The following is an 18,147-nucleotide window of genomic DNA, read 5'->3' on the forward strand; positions in this document are numbered from 1 at the left end:
ATCGTTAGCCTGATTCGTTTTACAGTCGTCCTGCCAGCAGGTTAAGGTCCGACTGCAGTGCCCCAGCGGTGACTTCACGACCAGCCCCAGGGCCACGGATCACCAATGGGTTATCCTTGTACCATTTGCTCTCAATCGCAAAGATGTTGTCGCATGGCAATAGGTTCGCTAGCGCGTGCTCTTTATTCAAGGCCTCGACTCCAACGGTGGCTTTTCCATTTTTCTCTAGTCGTGCAACATAGCGCAGCACCTTGTCCTCTCGCTGTGCTTTCTCTAATCGCTCTGCAAGTGCTTCACTGAGAACGATGCCGTTGTCGAAGAAACCGTCGAGTGTCATCTCACGCAGTGCCTCTGGCACCAGAGACTCAACTTTGACCTTTTCCGGCTCGATGAACAAACCTGATTCTCGAGCCAAAATGACCAGCTTACGCATGACGTCCGAACCATCAAGATCGGCTCTAGGGTCTGGCTCTGTTAGCCCTTGCTGCCATGCAAGATCGACGAGCTCACTAAATGGAATGGAGCCGTCATATTGTTGGAACAACCAAGATAGCGTGCCTGAGAAAATTCCTGACAGCGCGACAATCTCATCCCCACTTTCACGCAAGTCTCGAACGGTATGATTGATCGGCAACCCAGCACCTACAGTGGCGTTATATAGCCAGTGACGGTTAATCTTCGCGAAGGCGTCTTGGACTTGATGGTAATACTCGCTCGATGCAGAGCCCGCGACTTTGTTTGCCGATATCAGGTGCATGCCTTGCTGAGCAATATCCAGATATTGTTCAGCTAACTGTGCGCTGGCGGTGACATCGAGCACGACGAGATCATCATAGTCTTGTAGAGCACCGAGCTGCTCAATCCAACTTTTACCGTCATGCGAAACAGACTCATCATCAAAGCAAGATTCAATGGTCGTAGGATCGATACCTTGCGGGTTAAACCAATAAGTTTGACTATCGATGACCGCCACCAGCTCAAAATTCATGTTGTGACGCTTTTCGAGCTCCTCTTTTTGGGTTGCAAAGAGGCTTAGCCAGCTTGAACCAATGTTGCCTTTACCACACAGTGCGATGGCAACGCGTTTTTGTGCTTGGAACAGTTGTGAGTGCAGCTGGCTCACGAGCGGCTCAACGTCGAGTTTGCGCGTGACAGCGACCAAACTTAGTCCAGATTCTGATTCGGTAATAAACTCAATCGCTGAGCTTTTTAGCTGCTGGTAGAAACCAAAGCAGTGATTTGGGTTCTTGCTAACGCCTGCGCCGACGGCTGCGAGCAGTGAATAGCCCTCTTTGAGCTTGATCTCTGCTTCAATGGCGGCATCTTGCAAGAAGGCGAGTGCGCCATTGGCGATCTCTTGAGTGTAAGCCAGTCTGAGTACGTGTTGGTCTGGTTGGGCATCATAGGCAAGCGGCTCTAGCTGAGCTTGCTTAAGCTTTTTCAGTACCTCTTGCTGCGCTCGTAAGTAGTCATGGCGATGGGAGAAACCAAGTTGGATCAGTAACACGTCATCAAGAGAGGTGATGATCTTTGCTCCGCGACCAGACGCCAAAACTCGTTCGATACGCGTTGAGCCGGTTTCTGGCTCGTAGCTACAGCGCAGATGCAAATCCATGGCGCTTTGCGCGACAGGTTGAAGAGTGCGGCTGTGTAATACCGGTGCCGCCAGGCGAGCAAGTTCGCTTGCTTCATCTAGGCGCAGCAGAGGCAATAAACATGCGTCAGCGACGATGCGAGGGTCTGCGCTATACACACCAGCAACATCACTCCAGATGGTCACACGCGAGACTTCCGCGAGTGCGCCAATGATGGTTGCTGAGTAGTCAGAGCCATTGCGCCCAAGTAAAACAGTTTCACCTTGTTGGTTTTGTGCCATAAAACCAGTAAAGACGATTCGGTATTGGCTGTGTTGTGCAAGCAGCTCTTTAAGAAGCGGATAGGAAGCGCCTCTATCGACTTCTGGTTGTGTGCCGAGCTCTGCACGCAGGAACTGTCTGGAATCCTGTTCAATCGCATTAAGTCCTTTCTCATTGAGCAGATTCGCTAACAGCCTTGCTGACCACATTTCACCGTGACCGAGTACCATAGCACGCGTTTGACCACTCACCGGGTATGCAATCTCTCCCAAAGCACTGAATTCCGTGATGAGATTATCCAGCAGACGAGCCTTGGTTTCTGGTTGGTTGATCAGGCTCTCGACCAATTCAATTTGAAATTGACGCAGCTCTTGCAAGGTTTCATGTGCAAGACGCCCATCACGTTCGAGGTTATCAAGGAACTCGATTAGGCGGTTGGTGGTTTTACCTGCAGCAGAAACAACAATCAGGTCGTTGCTGTTGGAGTAGTCTTTGAGAATGTTCACTACTCGGCGGTAGCACTCAGGGTTCGCTAAGCTGCTGCCCCCAAATTTGTGCAGTTGACGTGGGTGAGTCATCTTAAAATGCCTCCTTGGCTTGAGCGAAAGCTTGCTGAAGGTCTTCGATAAGGTCTTGACTATCTTCTAACCCGACAGAAAGACGCAAAAGGTGCTGAGTCACCCCCGCTTCTGCGAGTGCTTCCTCTCCCATCGCGCGATGGGTCATGGATGCAGGGTGACAGATTAAGCTCTCAACGCCACCAAGTGATTCAGCAAGCGAGAACAGCTCGAGCTTGCCAACAAAGAATTTGAGTTGTTCAAATGATCCAGCAAACTCAAAACTCAGCATAGACCCAAAGCCCGATTGCTGTTTTTTGGCTATCTCATGACCTGGATGGCTTAGCAGGCTAGGGTGGTAAACTTTACTGACTAGAGGCTCTTCAACCAAGAAGTTCAATATCTGTTGTGAGCTCTCTTCATGCACACGCATGCGAGCGCCGAGTGTACGAATGCCGCGCAGCGTCATGTAGCTGTCAAACGGCGTTCCAGTTGCTCCAATACAGTTACCCCACCAAGCAAGCTCTTCGGCATGTTCTTCTGTTTTCGTGATCACCACGCCGCCAATCACATCGGAGTGGCCATTAATGTACTTAGTGGTTGAATGAATCACAAAGTCTGCGCCGAGCTCTAAGGGCTTTTGGTACACAGGTGTCAAAAAGGTATTGTCTACCGCTACTAGTGCACCCACTTCTTTCGCTTTGGTACAAATCGCGTTGATATCTACCACGCGAACCAATGGGTTCGATGGTGTCTCCAATAGAATCAGTTTTGGTTTTTTCGCTAGCGCGGCATTGAGGGCTTGTTCATCTGTTTGGTCAACAAACTGGACCTTAAAATCGCCTTTTCGCGCGCGTGTATTGAACAGGCGATAAGTACCGCCATAACAATCATGCGGAGCAACAATAAGATCATCTGGACCTAAAAATGCGGAAACCCAAAGATTGAGTGCGGAGGTGCCACAGTTGGTAACGACGGCCCCTTTTCCTGATTCTAACTCAAAAAGAGCCTGCTCTAGCAAACCTCGATTTGGGTTACCAGAACGGGTATAGTCATAGTTTGGTACTTCACCAAAGGCTGGAAAGCCATAGTTGGTAGAGAGGTAGATGGGTGGAACAACCGCATGGTATTGAGTGTCTGATTCGATGCCGGTGCGAACGGCAATTGTCGCAGGCTTGCGTGCGCTCATAAGAGTGTCCTTCCCAAAGAGTGATAGTGCTTCACAAAACGTTTATCTTTATCTGCTATAAACGTTGTTTAATCCGTTATCCAACACTTTACTTTTCATAATGTGAGACGTCAACACTTCTAGACGTCTATATGTCTTTGCTCTTAGCCTTAAATCCGGCTAAAATCTCCCCCTTATCCATTTAGATTAAACATGACTGAAAGGTGTCTCATGGCAGACTGGAATGGCGAATACATTAGCCCATATGCTGAACACGGTAAAAAGAGTGAACAAGTAAAGAAAATCACGGTATCAATCCCACTTAAGGTATTGAAAGTACTAACCGATGAGCGTACTCGCCGCCAAATTAACAATCTGCGTCATGCGACCAACAGTGAGCTGCTGTGTGAAGCTTTTCTACATGCTTACACGGGGCAGCCTCTCCCAACAGATGAAGACTTGAGAAAAGACCGTCCTGACGAAATTCCTGCAGAAGCGAAAGCGTTAATGACAGAGATGGGCATCGAGTTTGAAACGTTTGATGAAGAGTAAGATCAAGTCGCTTGGTGAGTAGGGATCGTTCGTTGCGATCGAGCTTTCGTTTAGAGTGAACAACGAATCAAAGCCCAAGGAACATATGGCTCAAAACAGTAAAAAAAGACGTACTACGCTACAGGATATCGCTGATCAAGTGGGTATCACCAAGATGACAGTATCTCGCTATATGCGTGATCCCAATTCTGTAGCAGAAAAAACGCGAGAAAAAATAGCAGCAGTTATCGAAGAGATAGGATACATAGAGAATCGCGCGCCAGCGATGCTCTCCAAGTCATCGAGTCGTGCCATAGGTATACTCTTACCCTCTCTTTCCAACCAAATTTTTGCTTCGTTTGTGCAGGGCATTGAAACCGTCACTAAAGCCAACGGCTATGAAACCTTGATCGCCCACTTTAGCTACGATGAGCTTGAAGAAGAGAGTAAAATAGCCTCTCTGCTCGCTTACCAAGTTGATGGCTTAATTTTAACGGAAAGCCATCACACCAACCGCACACTGCAAATGATCAAAGCGGCAGATGTTCCGGTTGTCGAAACGATGGAGCTACCGGAACAACCGATCGACATGGCGGTTGGGCTTGATCATCGCGAGGCCTCTTACCAGGTTACGAAGCAGATAATGGCGGCAGGCAAGCGCACCATAGCCTACTTTGGCGCACGTCTCGACACGCGAACTCGTTTGCGTATGGAAGGCTATGATAGAGCGGTGACTGAGGCGGGTATAACCCCGTTTCACGTCCTCACTGAAGAGCACTCTAGCTTCTCGATGGCGGATGATCTTTTAGATAGAGCGCTCGCTGATAAGCCAGAGCTGGATGCGGTATTTTGTACCAATGATGATATCGCGATCGGTGTGTTGATGAGTGCGCAAAGACGTGGGATTAAAGTGCCCGAGCAGTTGTCTGTCGTCGGCTACAATGCGTTAGATATTGGCACTATGGTGACGCCGCGTTTGACGAGTGTCGATACACCAAGGTTTGAGATTGGGGTAAAGAGTGCGGAGCTACTGATTGCACGCCTCAAAGGTGAAGAGATCGAGAGTGATAGAGTAGATATGGGCTATCACATCACTAAAGGCGAGAGTATTTAGCTCTTCTAGCTGAATCAATTAAAAAGGAGCCAAAGTGGCTCCTTTTTTGGTATCTGAAACGAGCCTAAACGATAAAGCTCGCGCCGTCTTCTGCGCTTGAAACACTTTGGCGTAAGACGCTAAATAAGTTACGTCCCCAAGTTTGTTGAACCGCTTCCGTGTCGATGGACAGAGGCTCGCGTCCAGTCGTGTCGGCTAGATTGTTCAGCTCGCCAGTCTGACAGTTCAAACTCAGAATATCACCATCGCGAACCAGACCAATCGCGCCGCCACGCAGAGCTTCTGGCGATACGTGAATCGCCGATGGGATTTTGCCTGACGCGCCAGATAGGCGACCATCAGTAACCAGAGCGACACTAAAACCTGCTTTTTGGATATTGCCCAAGATCGGCATCAGCTTGTGCAGTTCTGGCATCCCATTCGCGGCAGGACCATTGTGAGTAACGACAACGATACAGTCTTTGTTGAGTTCACCGCGCTGGTAAGCGGCTTCCACTTCATGTTGGCATTGGAAGACAACAGCCGGTGCTTCGATGATGCGCTGCTCTTCTTTGACCGCAGATACCTTCACGACGGCTTTACCTAGGTTACCATCCAGAACGCGAGTCCCGCCCGTAGCTTGGAAAGACTCTCCTGAGCTTGCAATGACACTTGGGTCATCGCTTTGAGCACATGAGGACCAGCGAAGCTCACCGTTATTTAAGCTTGGTATTGTCATCTGACTTTCAAAATCACCAAACACAGGTTTGACATCTCGGTGCAGAAGCTGCGACTCATCAAGGCGACTCAATAGTGCAGGAACCCCTCCAGCTTGTTGGAAGGCATTCATGTCTGCCGGGCCATTTGGATAAACGCGAGCGAGTAATGGTACGACTTCAGATAGATCGCTAATGTCTTGCCATGTCAGCAACAGACCCGCAGCTCTTGCCACTGCAATCATGTGGATGGTGTGGTTAGTACTACCACCGGAAGCAAGCAGAGCGACGATACCGTTGACTAGGCTTTTCTCTGTGACAACTTCAGATAATGGGCGGAAAGTCGGCGAGCCAGCGCTCATTGAAGCGATCTTTACTGCCGCATAATCGGTAAGCGCCTCACGGAGCTCTGAGTGGGGGTGAACAAATGCCGAACCAGGAAGCATCAAACCCATGGCTTCAAACACCAATTGATTGGTATTGGCAGTGCCATAGAATGTACATGTGCCCGGGGCATGATAAGCGCGGCACTCCATGTCGAGTAGAGCATCTTTACCTACCTCACCAGCGGCATACTTTTGACGTACATCGACCTTTTCTTCGTTACTGATGCCCGTTGCCATGAGGCCCGCGGGTACAAAAGCGGTAGGCAGATGAGCGTAAGAAAGTGCCCCCATCAATTGTCCTGGAGCAATTTTGTCACAAATACCCAGAAGCAAGGTTGCATCAAAGACATTGTGGCTTAGGGACAGTGCCGTTGATTGAGCAATCAAGTCACGAGAAAACAGAGACATATCCATACCGGCTTGGCCTTGAGTCACGCCATCACACATGGCAGGGACACCGCCTGCGACTTGCGCAGTGTGGCCGAGCTCTGATAGAGCCTGCTTGATTTGGTTTGGATAAGTCTGATAAGGCTGATGCGCGCTAAGCATATCGTTGTATGAGGTGACAAGAGCGACATTGGTTCTTGTAAAATCAAGGATTTGCTTTTTTTCGGTAGAGCAAGATGCCGCGACAGCATGAGCTAGGTTGCCACAAGTCAAAGCAGCGCGAGTCTTGCCATGATCCAATTGCTCTTGAGTACGAGCCAGAAATGCTGCGCGTGAGTTTTTACTGCGCTCTAGTAGGCGATGAGTAACGTCTAAGATTACGGAATGAGTCATTACGCAACCTCTTGAGATGCAGTCAATTCTTGTGCCGCGCGTTCAACGACATCTTCGATTGTGCCATCGATGCTGATCACGAGTGTTTGCGGTTCGCCATCGGGACGCTCGAGCGCTTCAAATTGGCTTTTTACCATGTTCTCTTTCATGAAGTGGCCTCTGCGCATACGCATACGCTCCATGATGAGGTCCATGTCGCCATCGAGGAAGACAAAAGTCACATTCTCGTTGCCTTCACGGATTTGGTCACGGTATTTCTTTTTCAATGCAGAACAGACGATGATGCCATGCTCATTCTTGTTTTCTAGGCTGTAAGCAGCGTCGCGAATGCGTTCAAGCCATGGACTGCGATCATCGTCATTCAGTGGTTCGCCTGATGACATTTTTTGAATGTTCGCTCGTGGGTGAAGGTCATCACCATCAATAAACTTGCGACCTAGCTTCTTTGCCAGGTGTTCACCAATGGTGCTTTTACCACAGGCACAAACACCCATCACAATGACACTACTACCAGCCATAATTATTCCTCATAACAAATTTTGCGCGTGATCCCACTTTTGGCATTCACTTAAAAATATGGGTTTATCTTATTCATGTTATGGGTAACATGTTACCCGTAACTGAAATAAAAGTGAACTACATCACAAACAATCATTCAAAAGGTGAAAACATGGAGCAGCTAGCCCAAGCCTCTGACCCAACCTACCTACTAACAATCGCAGCATTGGCAATTGCTGCTCTTTTGTTATTGATTATTAAACTAAAAGTCCACGCGTTTGCCTCTCTTACTATTGTAAGTTTAGGCACGGCAATCGCGACGGGCGTCTCTTCTGACCAAGTTGTACCTACGATGATGGGAGGCTTTGGTGGCACACTAGCCTCTGTCGCTCTTCTGGTTGGTCTTGGTGCCATGATCGGTAAGATTCTTGAAGTAACGGGTGGCGCGAAAGTGCTAGCGGATACGTTGATTGGCCGATTTGGTGAAGACCGAGCGCCGCTTGCGCTGGGTATTGCTTCACTGCTATTTGGCTTCCCAATCTTCTTTGATGCTGGCCTTGTCGTTATGATGCCTATCATCTTTAGCGTTGCAGCGCGCTTTGGTGGCTCACCAATCAAATACGCATTACCGTCTGCGGGTGCATTTGCGGTAATGCATGCGTTCGTTCCTCCTCACCCAGGTCCAGTAGCCGCGGCGGAGTTCCTTGGCGCGAATATTGGTCTGCTACTGGTTGTGGGTATCTTAGTTGCTATCCCTACTTGGTATCTAGGTGCTTACCTGTTTGGCCTGTACGCCGGTAAGAAATTTGATATTCCATTGTCAAAAGCCTTCTTTAACAGTGACACCATCGTAGATGAGAGCAACCTACCTAAGTTTGGTACGGTCATGACCATTCTAGTTCTGCCCGTTCTTCTTATCTGTTTGGATACGGGCCTGAATACACTTGCGGTTGCTGGTGTGATTGATGGTTCGACACCAACGGTAGAATTCCTACGTATGCTAGGTAAAACCCCGGTTGCTCTTTTGATTACTTTGATTGTATGTCTGGCGGTATTTGCTAAAGACTACGGCATGGCAAAGCTTGAAAAACTGTGTGGTGACTCACTAGCGCCAATCTGTGGTGTGATCCTAGTAACGGGGGCGGGTGGTATGTTTGGCGGCGTACTACGTGCAAGTGGTATCGGTGATGCACTCGCAGGTGTTTTGACAGACACAGGTATGCCAATCGTGGTTGCTGCGTTCGTTATCTCTACGTGTCTGCGTGTTGCACAAGGCTCAGCAACCGTGGCTCTGACGACGACGGCTGCATTGATTGCTCCAGTCGTAACGGCTTCGACAGGTTTATCTGAACTAGACCTATGTTTCATTGTTATTGCGATTGCTGGTGGTGCAACTGTGCTTTCCCACTTCAATGACTCGGGTTTCTGGTTGGTTTCTCGCTTGCTTGAGATGGACGAGAAAACGACACTAAAAACTTGGACTGTGATGGAAACTCTATTGGGTACTATCGCGTTCCTGATCGTAGCAATTCTTAGCTTCATTCTTTAAAGGTTATATATGAAAACTCTAGAACAGCGCTTACAAGAGATTAAAATCGTTCCTGTGATTGCGATTAACGACGTTGCTCACGCTGTGCCGCTGGCCAAAGTACTGGTTGAAAACGGTCTGCCTTGCGCAGAGGTGACGTTCCGCACAGACGCAGCAGCAGAATCGATTCGTCTTATGCGTGAGGCATATCCAGAGCTTCTGATTGGTGCAGGCACTGTTTTGAACTCACAGCAAGTTGATACGGCGATTGAGGTTGGTGTGGATTTCATAGTGAGTCCTGGTTTGAATCCAACGACGGTTAAGTACTGCCAACAACGCAATATTGCTATTGTCCCTGGTGTAAATAACCCGAGCCTTGTTGAGCAGGCAATGGAAATGGGGCTCAAAACACTGAAGTTCTTCCCTGCTGAGCCATCAGGTGGTGTGCCAATGCTTAAGGCTCTATCTGCTGTTTACCCTGTGCGTTTCATGCCAACGGGAGGGGTAAGTCCTTCTAATGTGGATGAATACTTATCTCTAGGGTCTGTGGTTGCGTGCGGAGGTACCTGGATGGTACCGACTCAAATGATGGATCAAGGGGATTGGGATGGCATCGCGGAGTTGGTTCGCGCACTTAAGTAATCTGCTTATCTAGAGTCTAAATAGAAAAAGGTCATCAACGTTTGTTGATGACCTTTTTAGTATCTCATGTCGAGAAGTCATAGATTAACTGGTATGGAAGACTTCTTCGGCACTGAGCGATGTCATGCTGCTGATCTTTTTCCAAACATAGTAGAAAATTGCCATCATCATGATCATGCTTGGAATAGCGATAGCAGGGTAGCTATACAGAGCTAACTTACCCACCTCTTCATTGAATGCCGCAGTACCCGCGGGGCTCGTGACAATCCATGTGGTTAAGAAGTAGTTCATTGCCGACGAAAAGAAGAAGGTGGTCGCGAACAGGTAATTGGAGCGGGTTAGGCACTTTTCAAAGGCTTCTTCGTTGCCAGACTGCTGCAATCGCTCTTTAATCAGGGCAAGGTTCAACACGGTGTCATTGAACAACACCTTTTTTACCACTGGGTAGCGAGTGAAGGTAGAGACATAAATTGCAGTACCGATTAATCCAGGGATCAGGGCTTCTTTAAAGGCTAGCCAGCGAGTATCTAGTTCGAGTAGACCGATGCCACCAGTGAGTAACACACTGATAAAACCTAAAGCTGCGATGAAGTTAAACTTCTTGTTGCGGATGAGCTCATAGCCACCGTAGACAACTGGGAAAGCTAAGCCAATGACTAAAGCCATGACGGCACCAAGGTGTTCATCTCCACTGAACTTCATCAAAATGAAGGAAGGGATAAGAACGTTAAAGATAACCTCGAACAATGGGTTCGATTTCTTGCTGTTGTTTTGACTCATAGTAATCCAGAGTTAAAGTGACAAACCGTTTTATTGGTCGAAAATAGTATCCAAGTTGTCATGAAACGCAAATGCCAATACGGTGACAGGATGTTTCATGTCTCCAAATGAGCTGATTACCCAGCATTTACCCAAATTGAAAAAACCACCGAGTAACGATTTACGCGGTGGTTTTATTAGTCAGAACTCGCTTGATGGCATAGTGGCGAAAGCCCTATCTCATCGTCACGAACTCCTCGCTGCCGGTCGGGTGAATGGCAACAACTGAGTCAAAGTCTGCTTTAGTTGCACCCATCTTCATTGCGACAGCGAAGCCTTGAATCATCTCATCAACGGTGAAGCCGATACCGTGAAGACCAACCACTTTTTCGTCTTCACCCGCACAAACCAGTTTCATCTTGCATGGCTGACGGTGCTTGGTGACGGCTGTGTACATCGCCGTAAAGCCTGAAGTGTAAACCTTCACGCTATCTTTACCGTACTGCTCTTCAGCTTCTTGAGTCGTTAGACCGATCGTGCCAATAGGTGGGTGGCTAAATACCACGGTTGGGACAAGGTCGTAGTCCATTTTTGCTTCTGGTTTGTTGTTAAACAAACGTTCAGATAGCTGGCGACCTGCTTTTACCGCCACAGGAGTCAACTCAATACCGCCTTCCATGATATCACCGACACAGTAGATGCCTTTGACGTTGGTCTCTTGGTACTCATCTACTTTGATGTAGCCGCGCTCATTGGTTGCAACGCCGGTTGACTCAAGATTGATTGCATCGGTTGCTGGATGACGGCCGATAGCCCAGATAACGTGGTCAACGTTTTGGCTGTTACCATTTTCTAGGTGTAGCGTCAGGCTGCCATCGTCTTCTTTCACGATCTCTTTTGGTACCGAGTTGTTGTGCAGCGTTGGTCCTTCCGCTTCCATCACTTCAACCAGTGTCTCAATGATCATCGGGTCGAAGCTGCGAATCGGGGTCTCTTTGCGACAGAATAGGTGTGTTTCGGTACCTAGAGCGTGCAGTACGCCTGCAATTTCAACCGCAATGTACCCAGCGCCAATGACAGCAACACGTTTTGGTTGCTCTGCTAGGTCAAAGAAACCATTTGAGTCGATGCCGTACTCAGCACCTGGAATGTTTGGAATTGTAGGGCGGCCACCCACGGCGATAAGAATATGATCAGCCGTGTATTGCTCACCATTCACTTCAACGGTGTTCTCATCAACAAACTTAGCAAAGCCTTTGATGACGTTGACTTTGTTGTTGCCAAGAACGCGATCGTAAGACTGGTGGATACGGCCAATGTAAGCCTGGCGACTTTCAACCAGTTTGCCCCAGTTGAAGCCTTTGACATCGACATCAAAGCCATAATCTGGAGCGTATAGGTTCATTGCTTCAGCAACTTGTGCACCGTGCCACATGACTTTCTTTGGCACACAGCCTACGTTTACACACGTACCGCCAAGGTCTTGTGCTTCAATCAGTGCCACTTTTGCGCCGTACATTGCCGCACGGTTAGCTGATGCGATACCGCCACTACCGCCGCCAATACAGATATAGTCAAAATGTGTAGCCATTACTTTCTCCAGGAGCTTATTGATTTTTTGGATTGCCTATTACAGATACATTGGGGTGTTTTTGCTCAGATCAATAGTAACTGTCAGGAATCGATAGCCTTAATAGTACGATGAGTCTAGCAAGTTAATCTAATGGGAAAAAGCGAGATTGATTATGACTAATAACGATTAATTCGCATCAGTGACTCATCACTTAAAGACGTATGATGGTGAGAATAGACGATGATGGGGATGATATCAGGCACACGTGGGTGCCTGATGATGAGGTTTTACATGGAAGGCTATTCAGGAACGACCCACTCAACCTTATGGTGGCCGGTTGCTGGCGCAATTGCTTGCTGCAAAAATGGCAAAATCTCTTTCATCTGACTTTCCAGCTTCCACGGCGGGTTGATGACAATCATGCCCGATGCGGTCATGCCACGTTCGTTAGTATCCGGTGCGACACCGAGCTCGATCTGCAAGATCTTTTTGATCCCAAGGCTTTCGAGCCCCTCAAGCATGTCGTCAATATCATGACGGTTTACCACAGGGTACCAGATCGCGTAAACACCGGTCGCCCAGCGTTTGTAGCTTTGAGCAATGGCAGTGACGACATCGCGGTACTCTTTAGCCAACTCGTACGGTGGATCAATCAACACCAAACCGCGACGTTCTTTTGGTGGCAGGCTCGCTTTTAGGCGTTTGAAGCCATCTTCTTTGAAGATTTTTACCTGACGATCGCGGTGAAACTCCTGCTCGAGTAGTGGGTAGTCACTTGGGTGTAACTCAGTCAATACCATACGGTCTTGTTCACGAATTTGTGCGCGAGCAACGCGAGGAGAGCCTGGGTAGTACCTCAGGGTATCACCATTATTCAGTACCTTGATGGAGTCGAGGTAGCTTGCGATTTCCTGTGGAATATTCTCTTGCTGCCAAACTCGCGCGATACCTTGTTTGTACTCGCTGGTTTTCTCCGACCATTCGTGCGTTAGGTCATAGCGACCTACACCAGAGTGCGTATCGTGGTAAACAAAGGGCTTATCTTTTTGCTTGAGTGCATCTAGGATGAGACTTTGTACAATGTGCTTAACCACATCGGCGTGATTGCCCGCGTGAAAACTGTGACGATAACTTAGCAAGGTAGACTCTCAAAACGCTACGCAGAGCGTGTCTTGTAAATAAAGATAGTGGGTAGATTATACGCCACTATTGAAAATTGCTGAACCTACCTATATTTACTTAAGTAATGATTAAAAAAAGACTGTCGAATTGATGACTTAGCTAGGCTCAGTCAACGGCAGAAAACCAGCTTTGCAACACAAGGAATGATTATGTCTAATCCACTGTTGACCTTTTCGGACTTACCTCCATTTTCTCAAATTAAGCCTGACCACGTAAAACCCGCTGTCGAGCAAGCGATCACTGAGTGTCGCGCTAAGATTGATGCACTGCTAGAAGGTAACGATACCCCAACTTGGCAAAACCTTGTGGCGCCAATTGAACAGGTAGATGATCGTCTCAGCCGCATTTGGTCACCTGTGAGCCATATGAATTCAGTCGTGAACAGTGAAGAGCTGCGTGAAGCGTATGAAAGTTGCCTACCGCTACTGTCTGAGTACGGTACGTGGGTTGGTCAACATAAAGGCTTGTTTGAGGCTTATAAGGCAATCAAAGCCAGCGATGAGTTTGCTCAGTTAACTCAAGCACAAAAGAAAACCATCACAGACGCTTTGCGTGACTTTGAGCTCTCCGGTATCGGGTTACCTGCGAATGAGCAGCATCGTTATGGTGAGATCAGTAAACGAATGTCTGAGCTGGGCTCTCAGTTTTCTAACAATGTTCTGGACGCCACCATGGGCTGGACCAAGCATGTGACAGATGAAGCCGAACTTGCCGGCATGCCGGAATCGGCACTAGCAGCAGCGCAAGCGGCGGCTGAATCAAAAGAGCTTGAAGGGTATCTTTTGACGCTCGATATTCCTTCCTACCTACCAGTGATGACCTACTGTGACAACCAGGCTCTGCGTAAAGAGCTGTATGAAGCGTATGTCACTCGCGCCTCTGATCGTGGGCCAAATGCCGGTAAGTGGGATAATAGTGAGATCATCAATGAGCAGCTTAAGCTGCGTCATGAGATAGCACGTATGCTTGGCTTTAACACGTTCAGTGAGAAGTCACTAGCGACTAAAATGGCTGAGACGCCAGATCAAGTGCTAGGCTTCCTCAATGATTTGGCGAGCAAGGCCAAAACACAAGGTGAGCGAGAAGTAGAAGACCTGCGCAGTTTTGCCAGCAAAGAGTTTGGGGTAGAGAGCTTAGAGCTGTGGGATATAGCCTATTACAGTGAAAAGCAAAAACAGCACTTGTTCCAGATTTCTGATGAAGAGCTGCGCCCATACTTCCCAGAGAGCAAGGTTGTGAGTGGTTTGTTTGAAGTACTCAATCGCGTCTTTGGTATGACGGTGACTGAGCGTGAAGGCGTCGATACTTGGCATGAGTCTGTACGCTTCTTTGATATCTTTGATGACAAGCAAACATTGCGTGGTAGCTTCTACCTAGACCTCTATGCGCGCGAGCATAAACGTGGTGGGGCATGGATGGATGATTGTCGTGGTCGTCGCGTGACGCTAGAGGGCGAGTTGCAATCACCAGTGGCTTACTTAACATGTAACTTCAACCGTCCAGTCGGGGATAAACCAGCCCTGTTTACTCACGATGAGGTGGTGACCTTGTTCCATGAGTTTGGACACGGTATTCACCATATGCTGACTCAAGTGGAAACAGGAGCGGTTTCTGGCATCAATGGGGTACCATGGGATGCTGTTGAGCTACCGAGTCAGTTCCTAGAGAACTGGTGTTGGGAAGAAGAAGCGCTGGCGTTTATTTCCGGTCACTATGAGTCAGGTGAACCTTTGCCTAAGGCGATGCTAGATAAAATGCTGGCCGCGAAGAACTTCCAGTCTGCGATGTTTATTCTGCGTCAGTTAGAGTTCGGCCTGTTTGATTTTACGCTGCACACCGAGTTTGACCCAGAGGTGGGTCCACGCGTGCTTGAGACACTGGCTCAAGTGAAGTCGAAAGTTGCGGTACTGCCTAGCTTAGAATGGAATCGTTTCTCGCACAGCTTTAGCCATATCTTTGCCGGTGGCTACAGTGCTGGTTACTACAGTTACCTGTGGGCTGAGGTGTTGTCTTCGGATGCCTTCTCGCGCTTTGAAGAAGAGGGTATTTTCAACAAAGAGACAGGAGCAAGCTTCCTAAATAACATCCTGGAGATGGGGGGCAGTGAAGAGCCGATGGAGCTCTTTAAGCGCTTCCGTGGTCGAGAGCCACAGATTGATGCTTTGCTGCGTCACTCAGGCATTTCAGCGTAAATAGTTGATAAGATTGTATATGAGAAGGGCTCTTCACTTGAAGAGCCCTTTTTCGTGCTATCAATTTTAAGAAAGTTCTATTTGTTGTTCATTACTCGGCGAACTTGCCCGTCAGCAGACAGTGGCCCTGCGCCCCAAACGATGACAATCAGTATCATCAATCCCCAAAGTTGGTGGTCATAGAAGCCTTTTTCCCATAGAAGGGGGTAAGAGATAACAGCAATAATGTTAAAGACAAAAAGAATCGCTGCCATTGGGCGAGTAAAAAAGCCGATGGCAAGAAAGACGGGCAGGATCAGCTCCGCGCCGGTTCCCATGTAGGCGGCAAGCTCCCACGGTAAAATGGGTACTTGGTATTCGTACTCGAACAGGAAGAGCGTGCTATCCCAAGAGGCAATCTTAACTAAGCCTGAATTAAAGAACACCCATCCGACCCATAAACGACAAAACAGGAGTAGCAGTGGCACAAACAGCGCTTGTGTTTTATCAATCAGGTTGTCGTAATTTTGTATGTGGCTTTTTAGACTCGTTGTCATAATGGTGTCCTCTCTAAGTTCTGGCTAGTGTTTAGCGAGCGTAAACCCAGCAATCAGGGCTTTTTCCATGAGGGTATTGAGATGAGGAAGCAGCTCGGGTGGAATGTCTGATAGTGGCTGTTGCTGGTGGATAGACTCAACCAGTTGAAATATCTCGGGCTCAAGAGCAATTGGTGTTCGATGCCCATTGGGCAGAGCTTGTATGACACCCTGCTGAGCGCGATGAATGTCGAGTGCATCAAAGCAGTTGCTTTGCACCGCATCAAATAGCTCAAAGAGCGCGTAGTTGCTTTTGATGAGTTGGACCGATGGGAACAGGTGGAAGACGACTTGCCCTTGCTGCTCCGCTGGGATCTCTGCCAGAGCTTGCACTTGAAGGACCTCTTCATCAACAGGTACGCCTGCTTTATGAAAGGCGATATCCATCGACCATTCAAATGATGCAACATCCTCAATATAGGGCGCGGCATCAATGACATTCGGAAATTGAGTGAGTGTGTCGTCAAAGCTTTCTCCATAGTCACTCACATCCCCTTTATGGAGTGGCGTGTTGAGAACATGATGGCGGGCGATTTGGCTAAAACACTCATCACCTAACAGCAGCTCTACCATAGGGTAAGTGGCAGACAGCACTTCACTGAGACTAATAACAAAGTTATTTCGATAGACTTGGAGACGAGAGTCTGCATCAAAATGGTTGCTGGTAATGTCGCAGTCTGCGCCATCCGATTGATATTGCAGAGCTAAGCCAAATTGCTGCTGGAGTAGAGTCAGTTCCATTTTAGCCTCCTACCACATTCACCGTATTTGGCGCTACGGTACTCATCAATCGGTTACGTGCTTTGCTTGCTTCATCAAGCAGTACCTCAGGCTCTGGTATGTCGAGATCCCATTCAATAAGGGTATGTCTCGCCCCTGCCTGCTCCAACCAATATTGATACAGGGCCCAAACCTCCTCACTGACTGGGCGGCTGTGGGTATCGATCCACAGTTCACCCTGTTCCAGTGTTTTCACCGTAAAACCAGCAAGGTGGATTTCATCGACCGCGTGATGCGGAATAGCGTCGATGTAGTGTTGACTGTCAAAATTGTGGTTAAAAGCCGACACATGAATGTTGTTTAAATCGAGCAATAGGCGGCATTCGGTGCGTCGATGTACTTCCGCTAAAAAATCCCACTCATTGATGGTGGAATGATTGAAGGCAAGATAACTAGACGGATTCTCAATCAATATGGCTTGTCCTAGGGTGTCTTGTACTTCAAGCACGTTACGACAGAAAACATTGAGTGCTTCTTCGGTATAGGGCAAAGGCAAAAGGTCATTAAAATAGTGACCGCCTGTTTGACTCCAGCTTAGATGGTCAGAGATCAATATAGGGTTAATGTCTGCAATGAGATTTTTTAGATGAAGTAGGTGCTCAGGATTCACTCGCTCCACACTACCCAATGATAAGCCGATACCGTGGCAGCTAATCGGATAATGCCGAGCAATATCCCGAAGCTGCTGGCGAGCGACAGAGTGGGGGTGGAAGTAATTTTCACTGTGTATCTCAAGCCAACCTGTCTCTGTTTTCATTTGCGAGAAGTAGTTCATGTGTGGGTGACGAAGACCAACACCAACTAATTTGCTTGGGTCAAATGATGAGTGAGCGTGGGTTTGCATGAGGCATCCTTGAGGCTTATGTTGCGGTTCGGCGAGCGGGTGGAAGGGGTGGTTGTTGAGCATCACCCACCCCTAAAGTCTGAGTTATGATGATTGAGTACTACCACCAGTGAGTTTGTCACAAAGACCTTTTGGTACCACTACAAACGCATCTGACTGATTGTCTTCTTTTGATGTGCCTGCACATGAGCTTGATTTGGTTGCACAGTCATTTTTACCGGCTTTTGAAACGCCATAGCATTTCTCTTTGTCCATTGCGACGGCGGGAGCGGCGGTAAGCATAGTGCCACCAAGAGCAAGAAGACCTGTAACTGCGGCTGTAACGGCTAGATTAGACTTTTTCATCATCATTTCCTCTGATAGTTTCCTTTACTTTGTATTGGCAGAATGGTTAATGATTACCCAAGCTGCTTAATCAAAAAGATAGGAACAAGCGGAGAAAAATTTCGTCTGAGTTAACAAAAAGTTTACATTTTGATTGGTTTTT

The 18,147-nt window shown here is 48.1% G+C and carries 16 protein-coding genes; 5 read left to right on the top strand and 11 right to left on the bottom strand.

Annotated elements, in window-relative coordinates; all coding sequences use genetic code 11:
* Positions 1–19: 19 nt before the first annotated feature.
* Entirely contained in the window at positions 20–2,434 is a 2,415-nt protein-coding gene (locus tag GT360_RS00520) for a bifunctional aspartate kinase/homoserine dehydrogenase II (RefSeq protein WP_164647036.1), read from the bottom strand.
* Position 2,435: 1 nt separating this feature from the next.
* Positions 2,436–3,602: an O-succinylhomoserine (thiol)-lyase gene (locus GT360_RS00525; protein WP_164647037.1), complete on the bottom strand. Its 1,167-nt coding sequence runs from the start codon at positions 3,600–3,602 to the stop codon at positions 2,436–2,438.
* A gap of 210 nt (positions 3,603–3,812) precedes the next feature.
* On the opposite strand from GT360_RS00525, the gene metJ reads away from it, so the two are divergent.
* Together metJ and GT360_RS00535 are read left to right on the top strand one after the other, a co-directional pair.
* Entirely contained in the window at positions 3,813–4,133 is a 321-nt protein-coding gene (gene metJ / locus GT360_RS00530; protein WP_164647038.1) for a met regulon transcriptional regulator MetJ, read from the top strand.
* 85 nt (positions 4,134–4,218) lie between these two features.
* Positions 4,219–5,226: a substrate-binding domain-containing protein gene (locus tag GT360_RS00535; protein WP_164647039.1), complete on the top strand. Its 1,008-nt coding sequence runs from the start codon at positions 4,219–4,221 to the stop codon at positions 5,224–5,226.
* Between the two features lie 64 nt (positions 5,227–5,290).
* Here GT360_RS00535 and edd read toward each other — a convergent pair whose 3' ends face one another.
* Together edd and GT360_RS00545 are read right to left on the bottom strand one after the other, a co-directional pair.
* Positions 5,291–7,087: a phosphogluconate dehydratase gene (gene edd, locus GT360_RS00540; protein WP_164647040.1), complete on the bottom strand. Its 1,797-nt coding sequence runs from the start codon at positions 7,085–7,087 to the stop codon at positions 5,291–5,293.
* Complete coding sequence (locus GT360_RS00545; RefSeq protein WP_164647041.1) at positions 7,087–7,605, bottom strand: gluconokinase; 519 nt, start codon at positions 7,603–7,605, stop codon at positions 7,087–7,089. The genes edd and GT360_RS00545 overlap by 1 nt, the downstream gene beginning before the upstream one ends.
* A gap of 152 nt (positions 7,606–7,757) precedes the next feature.
* Between GT360_RS00545 and GT360_RS00550 the strand changes: the two genes are divergently transcribed.
* Positions 7,758–9,134, top strand: coding sequence for a GntP family permease (locus tag GT360_RS00550; RefSeq protein WP_164647042.1), 1,377 nt, complete (start codon positions 7,758–7,760; stop codon positions 9,132–9,134).
* Between the two features lie 9 nt (positions 9,135–9,143).
* Positions 9,144–9,755, top strand: a complete 612-nt coding sequence (locus tag GT360_RS00555; protein WP_164647043.1) for a bifunctional 4-hydroxy-2-oxoglutarate aldolase/2-dehydro-3-deoxy-phosphogluconate aldolase — start codon at positions 9,144–9,146, stop codon at positions 9,753–9,755.
* Positions 9,756–9,839: 84 nt separating this feature from the next.
* Here GT360_RS00555 and GT360_RS00560 read toward each other — a convergent pair whose 3' ends face one another.
* From GT360_RS00560 to GT360_RS00570, 3 genes are all read right to left on the bottom strand, one after another.
* On the bottom strand, positions 9,840–10,535 hold the full coding sequence (locus GT360_RS00560) for a VC0807 family protein (RefSeq protein ID WP_164647044.1): 696 nt from the start codon (positions 10,533–10,535) through the stop codon (positions 9,840–9,842).
* A 214-nt stretch (positions 10,536–10,749) separates the two neighbouring features.
* Entirely contained in the window at positions 10,750–12,105 is a 1,356-nt protein-coding gene (gene gorA, locus GT360_RS00565; RefSeq protein ID WP_164647045.1) for a glutathione-disulfide reductase, read from the bottom strand.
* Positions 12,106–12,386: 281 nt separating this feature from the next.
* On the bottom strand, positions 12,387–13,226 hold the full coding sequence (locus GT360_RS00570; RefSeq protein ID WP_164647046.1) for a 23S rRNA (adenine(2030)-N(6))-methyltransferase RlmJ: 840 nt from the start codon (positions 13,224–13,226) through the stop codon (positions 12,387–12,389).
* 192 nt (positions 13,227–13,418) lie between these two features.
* Here GT360_RS00570 and prlC point away from each other — a divergent pair, with 192 nt between their 5' ends.
* The gene (gene prlC, locus GT360_RS00575) at positions 13,419–15,461 is read left to right on the top strand and encodes an oligopeptidase A (protein WP_164647047.1); all 2,043 of its coding nucleotides are present in this window, start codon (positions 13,419–13,421) and stop codon (positions 15,459–15,461) included.
* Positions 15,462–15,538: 77 nt separating this feature from the next.
* Here prlC and GT360_RS00580 read toward each other — a convergent pair whose 3' ends face one another.
* The 4 genes from GT360_RS00580 to GT360_RS00595 form a co-directional block, all read right to left on the bottom strand.
* The gene (locus tag GT360_RS00580; RefSeq protein WP_164647048.1) at positions 15,539–15,997 is read right to left on the bottom strand and encodes a DoxX family protein; all 459 of its coding nucleotides are present in this window, start codon (positions 15,995–15,997) and stop codon (positions 15,539–15,541) included.
* A 24-nt stretch (positions 15,998–16,021) separates the two neighbouring features.
* Entirely contained in the window at positions 16,022–16,777 is a 756-nt protein-coding gene (locus GT360_RS00585; RefSeq protein WP_164647049.1) for an HvfC/BufC N-terminal domain-containing protein, read from the bottom strand.
* Position 16,778: 1 nt separating this feature from the next.
* Positions 16,779–17,660: an MNIO family bufferin maturase gene (bufB, locus tag GT360_RS00590; protein ID WP_164647050.1), complete on the bottom strand. Its 882-nt coding sequence runs from the start codon at positions 17,658–17,660 to the stop codon at positions 16,779–16,781.
* Between the two features lie 84 nt (positions 17,661–17,744).
* Complete coding sequence (locus GT360_RS00595) at positions 17,745–18,005, bottom strand: BufA1 family periplasmic bufferin-type metallophore (protein ID WP_164647051.1); 261 nt, start codon at positions 18,003–18,005, stop codon at positions 17,745–17,747.
* Between the last annotated feature and the right edge of the window lie 142 nt (positions 18,006–18,147).

It is taken from the genome of Vibrio astriarenae, from assembly GCF_010587385.1.
In the GTDB taxonomy this organism is placed as follows: domain Bacteria; phylum Pseudomonadota; class Gammaproteobacteria; order Enterobacterales; family Vibrionaceae; genus Vibrio; species Vibrio astriarenae.